The sequence below is a fragment of the Streptomyces avidinii genome (assembly GCF_014650695.1).
Classification (GTDB): domain Bacteria; phylum Actinomycetota; class Actinomycetes; order Streptomycetales; family Streptomycetaceae; genus Streptomyces; species Streptomyces avidinii.
This window is the reverse complement of the sequence record NZ_BMVL01000018.1, coordinates 41,523-55,769: the sequence shown is the minus strand read 5'-3', so window position 1 is coordinate 55,769 and position 14,247 is coordinate 41,523. Positions and strand designations below refer to the sequence as shown.

13 protein-coding genes are annotated in these 14,247 nt (G+C 71.8%); all 13 read right to left on the bottom strand.

From position 1 onward, the window contains the following. Positions 1 to 35: 35 nt before the first annotated feature. From IE257_RS33110 to pabB, 13 genes are read right to left on the bottom strand one after another with little or no spacing between them, the layout of a single operon-like run. Positions 36 to 1,304, bottom strand: coding sequence for an MFS transporter (locus tag IE257_RS33110; RefSeq protein ID WP_229920802.1), 1,269 nt, complete (start codon positions 1,302 to 1,304; stop codon positions 36 to 38). Continuing rightward, positions 1,301 to 2,662 (bottom strand): hypothetical protein, encoded by a 1,362-nt coding sequence (locus IE257_RS33105; protein WP_189973535.1) that lies wholly within the window; start codon positions 2,660 to 2,662, stop codon positions 1,301 to 1,303. The genes IE257_RS33110 and IE257_RS33105 overlap by 4 nt, the downstream gene beginning before the upstream one ends. Beyond that, positions 2,659 to 3,567, bottom strand: a complete 909-nt coding sequence (locus tag IE257_RS33100) for an aminotransferase class IV (protein ID WP_209468442.1) — start codon at positions 3,565 to 3,567, stop codon at positions 2,659 to 2,661. The genes IE257_RS33105 and IE257_RS33100 overlap by 4 nt, the downstream gene beginning before the upstream one ends. After that, on the bottom strand, positions 3,567 to 4,640 hold the full coding sequence (locus tag IE257_RS33095) for an isocitrate/isopropylmalate dehydrogenase family protein (protein ID WP_189973533.1): 1,074 nt from the start codon (positions 4,638 to 4,640) through the stop codon (positions 3,567 to 3,569). Before IE257_RS33095 ends, IE257_RS33100 begins: the two co-directional genes overlap by 1 nt. After that, positions 4,637 to 6,664, bottom strand: a complete 2,028-nt coding sequence (locus tag IE257_RS33090) for a LeuD/DmdB family oxidoreductase small subunit (protein ID WP_189973532.1) — start codon at positions 6,662 to 6,664, stop codon at positions 4,637 to 4,639. Before IE257_RS33090 ends, IE257_RS33095 begins: the two co-directional genes overlap by 4 nt. Beyond that, positions 6,661 to 7,908 (bottom strand): GNAT family N-acetyltransferase, encoded by a 1,248-nt coding sequence (locus tag IE257_RS33085; RefSeq protein ID WP_189973531.1) that lies wholly within the window; start codon positions 7,906 to 7,908, stop codon positions 6,661 to 6,663. Before IE257_RS33085 ends, IE257_RS33090 begins: the two co-directional genes overlap by 4 nt. Further along, positions 7,898 to 8,692 carry a class I SAM-dependent methyltransferase gene (locus IE257_RS33080; RefSeq protein WP_189973530.1) on the bottom strand — a complete coding sequence of 265 codons (795 nt, stop codon included), beginning with the start codon at positions 8,690 to 8,692 and terminating at the stop codon, positions 7,898 to 7,900. The genes IE257_RS33085 and IE257_RS33080 overlap by 11 nt, the downstream gene beginning before the upstream one ends. Next, positions 8,689 to 9,849, bottom strand: a complete 1,161-nt coding sequence (locus IE257_RS33075) for a LeuA family protein (RefSeq protein ID WP_189973529.1) — start codon at positions 9,847 to 9,849, stop codon at positions 8,689 to 8,691. Before IE257_RS33075 ends, IE257_RS33080 begins: the two co-directional genes overlap by 4 nt. Continuing rightward, on the bottom strand, positions 9,846 to 10,433 hold the full coding sequence (locus tag IE257_RS33070) for a hypothetical protein (protein ID WP_189973528.1): 588 nt from the start codon (positions 10,431 to 10,433) through the stop codon (positions 9,846 to 9,848). Before IE257_RS33070 ends, IE257_RS33075 begins: the two co-directional genes overlap by 4 nt. After that, the gene (locus IE257_RS33065) at positions 10,430 to 10,753 is read right to left on the bottom strand and encodes a chorismate mutase (RefSeq protein ID WP_189973527.1); all 324 of its coding nucleotides are present in this window, start codon (positions 10,751 to 10,753) and stop codon (positions 10,430 to 10,432) included. The genes IE257_RS33070 and IE257_RS33065 overlap by 4 nt, the downstream gene beginning before the upstream one ends. Beyond that, positions 10,750 to 11,685: an arginase family protein gene (locus IE257_RS33060; protein ID WP_189973526.1), complete on the bottom strand. Its 936-nt coding sequence runs from the start codon at positions 11,683 to 11,685 to the stop codon at positions 10,750 to 10,752. The genes IE257_RS33065 and IE257_RS33060 overlap by 4 nt, the downstream gene beginning before the upstream one ends. Continuing rightward, positions 11,682 to 12,158, bottom strand: a complete 477-nt coding sequence (locus IE257_RS33055; RefSeq protein ID WP_189973525.1) for a GNAT family N-acetyltransferase — start codon at positions 12,156 to 12,158, stop codon at positions 11,682 to 11,684. The genes IE257_RS33060 and IE257_RS33055 overlap by 4 nt, the downstream gene beginning before the upstream one ends. After that, positions 12,155 to 14,179 (bottom strand): aminodeoxychorismate synthase component I, encoded by a 2,025-nt coding sequence (gene pabB / locus IE257_RS33050; protein ID WP_229920801.1) that lies wholly within the window; start codon positions 14,177 to 14,179, stop codon positions 12,155 to 12,157. Before pabB ends, IE257_RS33055 begins: the two co-directional genes overlap by 4 nt. Positions 14,180 to 14,247: the final 68 nt, after the last annotated feature.

The following is a 14,247-nucleotide window of genomic DNA, read 5'->3' as shown; positions in this document are numbered from 1 at the left end:
GTGCGGTGCTGTTCCTGCTGTCGGTGCGATGGTGGTCATGTGGCCGCGTCCCCGGCCGGCAGCCGAGGTGCGGAGGGTCTGACGGTCAGGCCGCGCACGCCGGCGCTGCACAGCGCGAGGCCGGTGGCCGTGACGACCAGGACGGCGCCCGCCACGAGCGTGGTGTCGATGCCCACGTGGAGCGCGATCGGGCCGGCCGCCACCTCGCCGATCGGGATGGCCACGAACGAGCCGAGCGCGTCGTAGGAGTACACGCGGGCGAGTCGCTCGGGAGGAATGTTCTCCTGCAGGGACACGTCCCAGGCGACGGCGAGTTGTTCGAGCGCCACACCGTTGATGAACATCGCCGCCAGCAGCAGGGCCGTGTGCGAGGTGGTCGCGAGGGCCAGCAGCGGCACCGCCTCGAACGCGCCGACGGCCGCCCCGATCCGCAGGGCGTGCCGGGGCTGGGTGCGGGCCGCGATGATGCCGCCCGCGAACGCGCCGGCCGTCTGCGCGGCGAGCAGCAGTCCCCAGGTGGTCCGGCCGAAGGACTGGTCGGCGATGGTGGGCCCGAGGACCTGCAGCCCACCGGCGACCACCGCGTTGATGACCAGGAACTGGAGCACCACCACCCACACCCAGGACCGTGAGGTGAACTCCGACCAGCCCTCGCGCAGTTCCGCCAGCGGCCGGGCCGGTCCGCCCGCCGCCGACGGCGTCTTCGCCACCCGCAGCCCGGCGAAGCTGAGCCCCGCGAGCAGGAAGACGGCCGCGTTGACGGCGATGCCCCAGCCCGGCCCCGCGAAGCCGACGACGATCCCGCCGGTCGAGGCGCCGAGGACCATGCCCGCGTTGACGGCCATCCGGACGAGCGCGTTCGCGGGCCGGATCATGCCGGACGGTACGGTCTGCGGTACGAGGGCGGCGGCCGCGGGCAGCGAGACCGCCGACACCATGCCGTTGATGACGCTGATGACGACCAGCACCGGGATGGACGCGAAGCCCAGCAGCACGCTCGCCGCGATCACCGCCTGGGCCAGCCCGGCGGCCACGCTCGACCCCTGGAGCACCAGCCGGCGCGGCAACCGGTCGGCGATCACGCCGCCGAACAGCAGCAGTGCCACATTGGCCACCGACCGCGCCCCGACCACGATCCCCAGGTCGATCAACGAGCCGGTCAGGTCGAGCACCGCGAAGGAGAGCACGATGGGCGCCATGGCATTGGCGAAGTACGTGGCCATGCGCCCGCCCGCCAGGCAGCGGAAGTTCCGCTGCCGCAGCGGGTCGCGCAGCGTGGGGGCGCGGGTGCCGTCGACGCTCACTGCCGGACCGTCGGACTCTCCACGATCAGCACGCTGTTGGAGGCAGCGCCCTGGTGCGTGTTGATGAGTTCCCCGGGCTTGGGCGTGGCGTGCCGGACATAGACGCCCGACAGCGCACGGCCGTACATCATCGGCCCCAGCACGCAGGGCACGGCGGCGCTGCGGATCTCGCCGGTGGTCTCGTGCGCGAATTCCAGGGTGACGAGGTCGCCGTCCACCACCCGCTGGAGGACGTGGTCGCCCTGATCGGCGGCCCGCAGCACCAGTTCCCGCCACTCCTCCTCGGTCGCCGAGCGGCCCATGGTCACCCCGGCGCCGCCGTAGCCGTCCCCGGGCTTGATCACCAGGGACGTCCGGTCCTCGCCCAGTGCCCCGGCCCCGGCGATCACGGTGTGCGGCACGTGGCGGCGTACGAAGTCCCGGTCGGCCGGGGCCAGCAGTTCCAGGTCCTCCCAGAGCCAGGCCAGCACCCGCTTGTCGCTGACGGGGCTGGTCGCCTCAGGGGTGTACATCCGGGTGGTGCCCGCCCGCAGGGCGCCGCCCAGGGCGTCGAGCCCCGGGCCCGCCTGCTCGACGGGCAGGAAGAGCCGGAACACCCCGTGCGCGACCTGCTCGCCGGCGCGCAGCCGCTGCCGGTCGTCGAGGGTCAGCCGGTCGAGCGGATACCCGACGACGGTGATGCCGTGCGCCTTGCCCCGTACGCCCATGGGGGCGAGGAAGGAGATGAAGTCGTCCAGGTCGGCCAGGTAATCGAGGCCGTCCTCGCGGAAGACGGGCACCACGAGCGTGCTGCCGTCGGCCAGACCGAGGAAGGAGACCAGCTCGGTGAAGAACGCGTCGACCGCGGAGGGCGGAGTGCGCAGCGGGCTCCCCGACGGACTCTCCCCGGCGGGCGCCGGGCCGGCGTAGAGCTCGTGGAACTGCCCGGCGATCAGGTCGGCCTCGATGGCCCCGCCGATCGCCCCGTCGATGTTGAGCTCGACGACCTTGGGCACGCCGCGCTCGACCATCACGTCGGCGCGCAGGGACGTCAGCAGCTGGGGACCCAGCGGCTCCGCCGGATCCAGCAGCGGGAACTGCTCCCGCGGCATGGAGAGGGCGGCCAGCAGTTCACCGGCCGTCGTCACCCGGCGCAGGCACGCGTCGAGCGCCAGGGCCGCCGCACGGTCGGCGACCGCGCCGACCAGCTCGTAGGCCTCGGCGCCCAGCATCAGGGGCCGGGTCGGGCACCAGGAGTCCGCGAGACGCGGCACTCCGGCGTGCGCCCGGCGCCAGTGCTCCCGGCCGAGCGCGTCGATCCGCCCGCGCACCTCCCCGGGGAGGGTGGCGTACAGATCGACGACGAGCGCCTCGCTCATCCGGCCGACACCCACTTCGCGTAGCCGGGCAGCAGCCCCAGCTCCGCCTGCCGGTAGGCCCGTACGATCTCGGCCACCACGGGGTTGTCCGTGTCGAACACCGTCGCGTCCACGCTGCGTACGGGGCGCACACCACCGGCGGTGCTCGCCACGCACAGCGCGTCGCAGGCCAGGAGGTCCGCCGGGGCCAGCGGCCCGCGGTCCACCACGTACCCGAGGTCGCCGGCCAGCTCGATGACCGAGTCCAGGGTGATCCCGTCCAGTGCGGCGGGCGAGTCGGGCACCAGCAGGGTGCGGCCGCGCACCCCGAAGACGTTCTGCACGGTGCACTCGGCGACGGCGCCGGTGTCGTCCAGCATCAGCGCGTCGTCGCAGCCGCGTTCCTGGGCGTCCAGCCAGGCGATCCGGGAGTTGAGGTAGCCGGCCGACGCCTTCGCCTTGGTCGGGTAGGCGTGCGGGCTCAGCCGGGCGACCTCGGACAGGGCCAGCCGCGGCTGCTGCGCGCGGATCGCCGCGTCGAAGCCCGAGACGTCGAAGGCCAGGACGGCCACCTGGGCCTGCGCTCCGGGCGCGGCCAGGCCGAGCACCCCGTCGCCGAGGAAGGCCAGGGGACGCAGGTAGGCCCGGCGCAGCCCGTTGGCGGTCAGCGTCTCGTGGCAGGCGGCGGCGAGCTCGGCGGGGGACTGTGCGAGGGAGGTCCCCACCAGGCGGCAGGACTCGGCGAACCGGGTCATGTGCTCCTGGAGCCGGAAGATGTGGTGGCCCTCGTCCCCGGAGGGGAAGGCGGAGATGCCCTCGAAGACACAGAGTCCGTAGTGGAGGCTGTGGTTGGCGAGGGTCAGCGCGGTGTCGCCGGCGGGGACCATGGTGCCCTGCCACCACATGAGCTTCGCTGGTTCGTTCATCATCGGTCCTTGTCGCGCCGGGCGATCGCCCGGCATATCAGGTCGCCCACCTCGTCGGTGCGTGCGGTGCCGCCCAGATCGGGTGTCAGCAGGTCCCCGCGCAGTACCTCGTCGACGGCGCGTTCCACGGCGCGGTGCGCCGCGCGCAACCCCATCCGGTCCAGCATCAGGGAGTAACTCATCACCGAGGCGAGCGGGTTGGCCCGGCCGGTGCCGGCGATGTCCGGCGCACTGCCGTGCACCGCCTCGAACACGCCGAAGAACGAGGTGTCCTCGGGGTCGTAGCTCGCCGAGGGCGCGACCCCGAGCCCGCCCGCGAGCATGGAGGCCTCGTCGCTGAGGATGTCCCCGAAGAGATTGCTCGCCACCACCACGTCGAACCGGGCCGGGTTGCGGATCAGCTCCATGGCGGCGGCGTCGACGTACAGGTGGTCGCACGCCACGTCCGGGTAGGACGCGGCCAGGGCACGGAACCGGCTCTGCCACAGCGGGCCGGCGCTCGGCATCGCATTGCTCTTGTCCACCAGGGTGAGCCGGTGGCGCGGGCGGGAGCGGGCGAGCTCGAAGGCGGCCTCGAGGGCCCGGTCCACGGCCCACCGGGTGTGGACGCCGACCTCCATGGCGACATGGCCGGGGCGGCCGCCGCGGACCGTGCCGCCGACCCCCACGTACACGTCCTCCGTGTTCTCCCGCACCACGACCAGGTCCACGTCCCCCACGTCGCGCACGTGCTTGAGGGGGCAGTGGGCCAGGGTGCGCAGCCGGACCGGGCGCAGGTTGACGCTCAGTTCGAGCTGCTGGCGCAGCCCGCCGATGATCCGGATCGCGTGCCGGTTGTCCGGGATGCGGGGGTCGCCGAGGGCGCCGAGCAGTACCGCGCCGTAGGTACGGCCGATCGCAGGGATGTCGATCTCGACGTCCCCGTGCTCCAGGAACCAGTCGGCGCTGTAGGGCAGCACCTCGGTCTTCAGCCCCGTGCCGAAGGCGTCCTCGACCACCGCGTGCACCTTCAGCACCTCGGCCATGACCTCGGGACCGATGCCGTCGCCCGGGATGACCGCGAGGGTACTCATCCGGCCGACGCCTCCGCCCGGACCTGCTCGCCGGCGTACGCCACGAGACCGCCCGCGGTCAGCAGCTCGCGCTCGAACGCGGAGGGCGGGGTGATGGGCGCGGAGGTGCCCCGGGTCACGTTGACCAGTTCGCCGCGCTCGTCGTCGACGACCAGCCGGTCGCCCTCCCGGATCTCGTAGGCGAAGTCGCCGACCTCGACCAGCCGCAGGCCGATGTTGAGGGCGTTGCGGAAGAAGATCCGCGCGAAGCTGTGCGCGACGACGAACGGCGCGCCCGAGGCCTTGATGCCCATCGGGGCGTTCTCCCGGGAGGAACCGCAGCCGAAGTTCATCCCGCCCACGATCACCGAGCCGCTCAGATCGTGCCCGGTGCCCACGTAGTGGTCCAGGAACGGCTGGTTGCCCGCGTGGGCCATGATGTGCTTCTTGTACTCGGCCGGGTCCGGGATCTGGCAGAAGACGCCCGGCAGGATCACATCGGTGTTGATGTGGTCGCCGAAGACCCAGGCCAGGCTTCCGGTGCCGGCCGCCGCCACGGCGTCCGGGGCCGCCACGGGTGCGTCGTCCTGCGCGCCGGTCCCCGGCGCCCGGCCCTCGCGCGCCGCGTGCAGCGCGAACAGCTCCTCGATGCCGGTGCGCACCGCATCCTCGTCGGCGTAGTAGTCGCTGCGGTCCCCGATGGGGGCGAGCATCCCGGTCAGTGCGGCCCGCGCCGCGATGGCGGGGCTGGCCAGGACGACACTGGCGTCCACGTCGCCGCAGCGGCCCCGGAAGTTGCGGTTGGAGGTGAAGATCGCGACCTCGCCCTTGCCGAGGACACCGGACTTGATGCCGATGCAGGGCCCGCAGCTGGAGGACTCCACGTAGCACCCGGCCTCCAGGAGGACGTCGATGAGACCCTCCTTCATCGCCGCCCGGTAGGCCTTCTGGGAGGCCGGGATGACGATGGTCCGCACCCCCTCCTTGACGCGCTTGCCCCGCAGGACGTCCGCGACGACCCGCAGGTCCTCCAGGTGCCCGTTGGTGCAGGAGCCGATGAAGACCTGGTCGACCGGGATCTCTCCGTTCGCGTCGGCACGCCGGGCCAGCGGCGCCACCCCGGTCATCAGGTCCTTGCGGCCCTCGTACTCGTCCCAGTGGCGCAGCAGATGCTGCAACTGGTGCGTGCCGACGGCGTTGTCGGGGGAGAACGGCAGCGCGACGGTGGGCTCGATCAGGCCCAGGTCGACGTCGATCACGTCCACGTACTCGGCGTCGTCCTCGTCGATGGCGAAGGCGGGGTAGGCGACCTCGTCGCCGAGGTAGTCGGCGAGCACCCCGTCCGTGGGGAACAGGCCGTACTTGGCGCCCATCTCCACCGCCATGTTGCTCAGCGACAGCCGGTCGGTGATCGCCAGGGAGGCGAGGCCGGGGCCGCCGAACTCCAGACTGCGGTAGACCGCGCCGTGCACCCCGATCAGGCCGCACAGGTACAGCGCCACGTCCTTGCCCTGCACGTGCGGGCGCAGGCTCCCGCGGAAGCGGACCAGCGTCGCCTCGGGCACCCGCATCCAGACGCTGCCCCGGACCAGCGCCACGGCCAGGTCGGTGGAGCCGATGCCGGTGGCGAGGGAGCCGATGGCGCCCGCGGTGCAGCTGTGCGAGTCGGCACCGACCGCCACGTCGCCGGGGCGGATCAGCCCCTGCTCGATGAGGATCTTGTGCTGGATGCCGCCGTCGTAGCCGACGTCGAAGACCTTGATGCCGTGCTCCCGGGCGAACCGGCGCAGCTCGACGAGGATCGAGGCCATCGAAGCGGTGTGGGTGGGCACGACGTGGTCGAAGACGAAGGCCGTCCGCTCACGCTGCGCGGCGAGGCCCGCGGCGATGTACTCGTCGTCGAAGCCGGAGTCCCGCAGGATGTCCAGGGCCCACTTGACGGTCATCTCGCTGCCCCAGCACAGGTCGAACGGCAGGTCCACGACCTCGCCGGTGCTGACGGGACGGCCGAGTTTGTGCTCGAAGAGCTGTCGTACGAGTGTCATCGCAGAACGCGTCCATCCTGGTTACCGAGAAGCTGTTTCTTGAGGCAGTCGAAGACGGCGACGTACGGCTCGATCCGCCGCTGCGCCGCCGGTGAGGAGAACCGGATCCAGCCGCGCACCGCCGTGGGACGGCAGCCGCGCAGCCGCTTCGCGTCCGCCGAACCCATGCCGTACGCGATGCGGTGGGAGCCACCGCCGACGGCCAGTTCGACGAGGTGGTAGAAGACGAGGTTGAAGTAGGAGTACGTGGCCCCGACGGCGGCGTCGTCGAAGCCGAGGAACTTGGGGTGCAGGACGCCGTCCGCCTCCAGGCACAGCAGGAAGCCCCCGAAGTCGGCCCCCGCCGTCTCCTCGCGGTGCACCACGTACAGCGCGGGAGACAGTCGCGGGGCGCCGAGGAGCGCGGTGAACAGCCGTTCCATCGAAGCCCGGTCGACCGGCAGCCCGTACTTCTTCTGCTGTCCCTCGGAGAGTTCGGCGCAGCGGGCGATCACCGCCGGGTCCGGGTCCGTGATCCGCTCGACCCGCATCCCGCCCTCGGCGAACTTGCGGATCTCGGCCCGCGCGACATTGCGGCGCTTGCGCTCCAGGGTGCCCAGGTACTCCTCCAGCGAGGTGCAGGGCCCCGTGTCGAGGTCGTACTCCAGGTCGGAGAGGAACTCCAGGTAGCCGTGGTCGGCGAGGGCGCGGTGCAGGTCCCCGTCGGCGCCGGACTCCCACAGGAAGGACTGCGAGGGGATCGCCTCGTCCCGGCAGAACTCCTGCACCCCGGCGAGGAGTTCGCCGATCGCCGCCCGCCGGTCGATGCCCGGCAGGGTGAGGACACCACTCGCATACCCGTAGGGACTGGTCATCACCAGAGCCGGATAGCCGGCCGCACGCGTGTGGCCGGCCTCCGTGCGCACGACGGCGGCGAGCAGGGCCGCCGCCTCGGCGGACTCCTGCGGGGACCGGTCGCGGGCCAGGGCCCGGGTGAGGTGGTCGATCTCGTAGTCGCCGAAGAGCGCGCCCGTCGGATCGTGGTACGGGAACGCGTCCGGGTCCCGGACCAGCAGGCCCTGCACCGCGGCCACCGCGCGCTCCCCGTCCCGCAGCAGGAACAGGACCAGCTCGAAGCCGAAGCACTCCTCGACCGCGCGCAGCCAGTCGTGGGAGAGGTACACCTGCGCCCGGGGGACGAGCGCGTCCCACTCCTCGCGGTCGACTTCCGCTGTCGACCGTACGACGGCGACCTCAGTTCCCACGGACGTCCACGCCCTTCGTGGCGACCGCGATCAGGCGCTCGGCCCGGTGGTCGTACGGCGCGCCGTCGTAGTCCCCGTGGAAGCGCACGTCGGTGAAACCGGCGGCGCCCAGCATGTCCCGCAGCTCGCCGGCGCTGTAGAGGAACAGGGTCATCGAACCGGTCGCCGCGTGCGAACCCTCGATCGAGTACCAGTCGCTGCGCAGCCGGGTCCAGTCGTCGAGCACGGTGTCGCGCTGCACAAGGAGCTTCCCGTCCCGCTCGGAGAGGGACACGCGCTCGTCGAGCCGCGCGAGGATCTCCTTGCCGACGACGTCGATCAGCAGGGTCCCGCCCGGCGCGAGGCTGGTGTGCGTGTTGCGCAGCACCTGGAGGTTGTCCTCGTGCCGGTCGTAGTACCCGAACGAGGTGAACATGTTGACGACGGCGTCGAACGCGCCCGGTTCGGCGAAGCCGAGCATCTCCGCCTCCACGAACCGGGCCTCGACGCCCGCCTCCCGGCAGTGAGTCCGGGCGCGCGAGAGCATCGGGGCGCTGAGGTCCACCCCGGTGACCGTGTGGCCCGCGCGGGCCAGCGGCACGGTGAACAGGCCGGGCCCGCAGCACAGGTCGAGCACACGTGACCCGGCCGGGAAGCGGAACAGCGGGGACCGCTCCACGATGCGCACCGCCTGCGCGGCACGCTCCGGGGAGAAGAGGTGCGGGTAGAAGTCGTTCCAGAACGCCTGGTCCTCGAACCAGGCGGAGGTGTCCTGTGCCTGTGCCTGTGCCTGCTCCGTGCTCATACCACCAGGGCCGTTCGCTTGCGGTGGATCTCCACGACCTGCGCCTCGGTGACGCTGGACTTCGACAGCACCGAGACCTCCTTGACCTCGCGGAGCACCGCGCCGAGGACCTCGTCGTCGTACGCGAGCCCGTGCGCGTCCAGGACGTGGGAGATGATCCCCTTGCCGGAGTGCTTGCCCATGACGATCCGCCGTGTGTGGCCCACCAGTTCGGGCCGCAGCGGCTCGTAGGCGGTGGAGTCCTTCATCACCGAGGACACGTGCAGGCCCGACTCGTGCGAGAAGGCGTTCCCGCCGACGATCGGCTTCATCGGGCTGACCTCGATGCCCGACAGGCCGGCGATCAGCTCCGACATGGGCTTGAGCCGGGACAGGTCGACATCGGTCTCGAAGCCGTACAGCTGGGTGAGGGCCACCGTCACCTCCTCCAGGGAGGCATTGCCCGCCCGCTCGCCGAGGCCGTTGACGGTGCACTGCACCTCGTCGGCGCCGCCCAGGATGCCCGCCACCGTGTTGGCCGTGGCCAGACCGAAGTCGTTGTGGCAGTGCAGCGAGAGCGTCACGTGGATCTGCGAGCGCAGCCGCTGGATGAGCGAGCGGAAGGCGTCGGGGGTCGTGGAGCCGACCGTGTCCGCGACGCCGACCAGGTCGGCGCCGCTCTCCTGGGCGAGTACGAGGACCTCCTCCAGGTAGTCGTACGAGGTCCGGGTGGCGTCCTCGGAGCCGCAGCCGACGTACATGCCGAGGCCCTTGGCGTAGGCGATGCCGTCGGCCATCTCCCGCTTCAGCCGGTCGCGCACCGCGCTGTCCGTACCGCCGAACTTGACCCGCATGTGCACGTCGGAGGTCGGCACGAAGGTGTAGATGGAGTCGGCGCCGCACGCCCTGGCGAGATCGATCTCGCTGCGGTTCGGCCGGCAGAACGCCACCACACGGGCGTTCAGGCCCAGCTCGGCCATGCCGCGCACGGCGTCCTGGTCGGCCTGGGAGGAGGCCGGGAACCCGGCGTCGATGACGTCGACGCCCATCTCGTCCAGGAGGCGGGCGATCTTCACCTTCTCCTCGACCTGGAAGGCCACTCCGCAGGTCTGCTCACCGTCGCGGAGCGTGGTGTCACAGACGCGGATCTTCCGCGCCGGGGATTCGGTCCCGCTCATGCGCCCTCTCCCAACAGGTACTCGCGGCACTTGGTGCCGATCACTTCGCCCGAGAACCTCGGACGGCGTCCGTAGACGACCCAGGTGGTGGTCACCGCGCCGATGTAGCGGTCCAGGCGCAGCGCGCCGTTCGACTTCTCCAGGTACTCCAGGTGCGTCAGGCCGGACTCGTAGGCCCCGGCCAGCAGCCCGGCGCCCACCACGGGCTTGGACGCCACGGGAACGACCTCCTCCCACTGCGACACGTCCACGTAGCCGGCGGTCGCCGGGACCAGGCCCAGCGACCTCGGCCGCTCCACGTCGGCGCGGCTGAGCAGCACCAGTTCCTTGGTGGGATACACGAAGGTGTCCGCCACGTGGACCTCGCTGAAGTACCGCTCGGTGAGCAGGTGCACCTCGGGGTGCGCGCTGCACTGCACGAGGTAGTCGGACTCGCCGCGGCGCACCCGTTCGAGCCCCTCGTGCAGGTCGATGGTGAGGTCGATCTTCGCGTCGTCCTCGATGCCCTGGAACCCGAAGTAGTGCTGCACGGCGTTCTCGTGGCAGCTTCCCTCGGGACCGAGGGTGGTGAAGGTGAGGGTCATCGCAGTGCCTCCGCGGTGGCAGCCGCGGGAGCGTCGATGATCTCGTCCTCCAGGCGGCACGCCTCGTCGATGAGCAGGGTCGCCAGTGAGCGCATGAAGTCGGGTGACAGGTCCAGCCGTTCGCCGCGGGCCGCGTAAGCCTCGCGGACCGCGGTGACCCGGTGCGGCTGCATCATCGGAATGCCTTTGGCCCGCTTGACCTCGGCCACCTCGCAGCAGATGGCCAGGCGTGCCGCGACCAGCTCGGCCAGCTGCTGGTCCAGTGCTTCCAGCCGCTCCCGGAACGGCTGGAGCAGGCTTTCGGGGGTCGCGTTCGTCATGAGGCCTCCAATGCCAGGGCGCGTGCGGCGCCGCGCAGGGACGGGAGTCCGTATCCGCCCTCCTGGACGAAGACGGTGGGCAGCCGCTGCTCGGCGATGAGCGCGGCGACGGGCCCGAACACCTCCGGTGCCAGGGTCCAGGAGCCGTGCGGGTCGCCCGCGAGCACGTCGTAGCCGACCGAGACGACCAGCGCCGCGGCGTTCTCGCGGCGCAGGTGGGCCAGGGCGTCCGCGACGAGCGCCAGGAAGCCCTCCCGGGTCGGGTCGGACCGGACACCGAAGAGACCCGGCCCCGGCTCGAAGACGTACGGGAAGTCCTTCGGGTCGCTGGAGTGCACCGAGGCGAACGGAACCGTGGGATCGCCCTGCACGAGGGCGAGGGTGCCGTTGCCCAGGTGGTAGTCGACGTCGAGGATGCCGACCCGGGACACGCCCTCCTCCTGGAGGGTCCGCGCGGCGACGACGGCGTTGTTGACGAAGCAGTAGCCGCCGTACCAGCCGGGACCCGCGTGGTGGCCCGGGGGCCGCACCAGGGCGTAGCTGTTCTCCCCGTGGCGTGCCGTCAACTCGGCCGCCCGGACTGCCGCGGCCGCCGCCCCCAGCGCCGCGGGCCACACCCCGCGGGTGACCGGGGTCTCCTGCTCCAGGCCGGGGCCCGCGAACGCGCTGTCGAGCACCGACTCCGCGCCCTCCGGCACCCCGTGGCGCAGGTGGTCCAGCAGTTCCTTGTCGTGGACGGCGCCGACCAGCCGCTCGGCGCGGGCGAGGCCGTCCGCACCGAGCGGGGCCGCGACCGCGCCGCCGTCGAGCAGACCGGCCAGGATCTCGTGGATCCGCTCGGGGATCTCCTTGCTGGCCACCTGGGCACCGGACGGCTCCACCGTGAACGGCAGCGCCTGGGACTCCTCGGGTATCACCACATGCAGCGTCATGACAGATCCTTGATCACGCGCGGGCCGATGACGCGGAAACCGGAACGCTCGTAGAACGCCCGGGTCCGCGGGAACGCGGGGAACTCCTCAGCGGGCAGGCAGACTTCGACCCGTCGGACCCCGTCGGCGGCGCACAGCCCGTCGAGGGCCTCCAGCAGCAGGGCCGCGACGCCCCGGGAGCGCAGCGCCGGCTCCACCCACAGCTCCTGGACGTGCCGGTACGGGGCGGCGAGCCGCAGGGCGGTCTGGGTCGTGTACCCCAGCACGCCGACCACGCGGCCCTGTGCGTCCCGCGCGACCAGCACTCCGGTGCCGTCCCGGCCGGCGATGGCCGCGTCCACGGCCCCGTCCAGCCCGGGGATGGTGTGGTTGTCGTCCTGGCGCAGTTCCCGCAGGAGGGCCGTGACCGCCTCCGCGACGGCCGGTGCCTCCTCCGGCTTCGCCGGACCGGTCTCGAATTCGAGCGTGCTCATCCCTGGTACCTCGCAGCCGTTCCCGTTGCAGCCGTTCCCGATGTGGCCTCGTCCAGCTCCTCGACGCCCAGGACCCGCAGCAGCGCGCGGGCCTTGAGCCGCGTCTCCTGGAACTCCTCCTCGCCGTCGGAGAGCACGATGAGCGCCCCGCCCACGCCGATGCGCACGCGGTTGCCCTCCCAGACGATGGTGCGGATGACGATGGACTGGTCCGCCGCCCCGTCGAAGCCGAAGAACCCGAGGCTGCCGGAGTACACCCCGCGCTCCTCCGGCTCCAGTTCGTCCAGCAGCTCCACCGTGCGCTTCTTGGGCGCCCCGGTCATCGAACCGCCGGGGAAGAGCGCCTCCACGCAGTCGACCGCCCCGCGGTCGGCGCGCAGCCGTCCGCGCACCGTGGTGACGAGCTGGTGCACGGTGGCGTACGACTCGGCCGCCATCAGCCTGGGCACGTGCACCGTGCCCGTGTCGCAGACCTGGCCGAGGTCGTTGCGGAGCAGGTCCGCGATCATCAGGTTCTCGCTGCGGATCTTGCGGTCGGTCTCCAGGGCCGCGCGGGCGGCCTCGTCGGCCACCGGGTCGGCGTGCCGCGGAGCGGTGCCCTTGATCGGCTTCGCCTCGACCTCGCCGTTGCCCGCCACCGTGATGAACCGCTCCGGCGAGGAGCTCAGGAGCGAGCGCTCGCCGAGGCGCACGTACGCGGCGTAGGGGGCCGGATTGGTCGCCCGCAGCCGCAGGTAGGTCTCCAGGGGGTCGGCCTCGCTGGTACCGCTGATCTGGTACGTGTAGCAGGCCTCGTACGAGTCGCCGTCCCGCAGCCACTGCTGCACGGTGTCGAAGTGCTTCAGGTACGTCTCCCGGTCGACGCCGGGCTCCAGCACGGCCGGTGCGGTCTCCCGCCGGGGGCGCGGCACCAGGGGGCGCCGCGCGAGCGCGCGTACCTCCTCGCACCAGGCGTCGTGCTCCTCGGCGGAGAGGCCCACCGTGATCAGGTAGCGCCGGTCGGCCTCGTGGTCGTAGGCCACGAAGCGGTCGACGCGCAGCAGCTCCGCGTCCGGCCGCTCGCCGCTGCCCGGACGGCCGATGCCGACGCTCCCCTTGACGCCGTAGCCGAGGTAGCCGAGGTAGCCTCCCGCGAACGGCACGGGCGAGGCGCCGGCCGCCACGGGGGTGGTCGCGAGCCCCGCCCGCAGGTGCTCGAAGACCGTGCCGGAGAGGCGTTCCATGGCCTCGTGGGTCTCGCGTTCGACGATGCCGGCGCCCGCGTAGGCGCGGAGCACCTCCAGTCCGTCCCCGGCGCAGGCGCCGAGGTAGCTGTAGCGGCCCATCCCGTAGGCCGTGCGCGAGCTGTCGAGCCAGAAGCTGTACGGGCTCTCGGCGAAGGCGCGCAGGAACAGGCCTTCGGTGTCGAGCTCGACGTCGAGTTCGCTCCGGCGGAGCGCGGGCGCGATGCCGAGGAAGTTGGCGATGATCTCCTCGCCGTACTCGCTGTCCACCGACTCGGGGTGGAACTGCACTCCGTGCAGCGGTCGTTCGCGGTGCTGAAGCCCCATCAGCAGACCGCCCTCGGACCAGGCCGTCGCGACGAGGTCGGCCGGCAGCGGTTCGGTGACGGCGAGGGAGTGGTAGCGCACGGCCCGGAAGCCCTGCGGGATGCCGGCGAAGACACCGGTTCCGGTATGGGTGATCGCGCTGGTCTGCCCGTGCACGATCTCCGGCGCGTGCCGGACGTCGCCGCCGAAGGCCAGCGCCAGGCCCTGGTGGCCGAGGCAGACGCCGAGGACGGGCACGGTCGCCTGTTCCAGCAGGGCCCGGCAGAGCCCGAAGTCCTCGTCCCTGGCCGCGGTGCCCGGGCCGGGGGAGATCACTACGTGGGTGAAGTCCTGTCTCAGCAGTTCGTCCGCCGTCGCCTCGTCGTTCCGAACGACGACGGGAGGCACGCCTGCAACCTTCCAGATCAGCTGGAAGAGGTTCCACGTGTAGGAGTCATAGTTGTCTACGAGAAGGATCCGCAGGTCTATCACGATGTGGTCGAGCTCCTTGATGGCCGGAACGGCCTTTTGGGCACAGTGATCCGGCTGACCGACTCTTC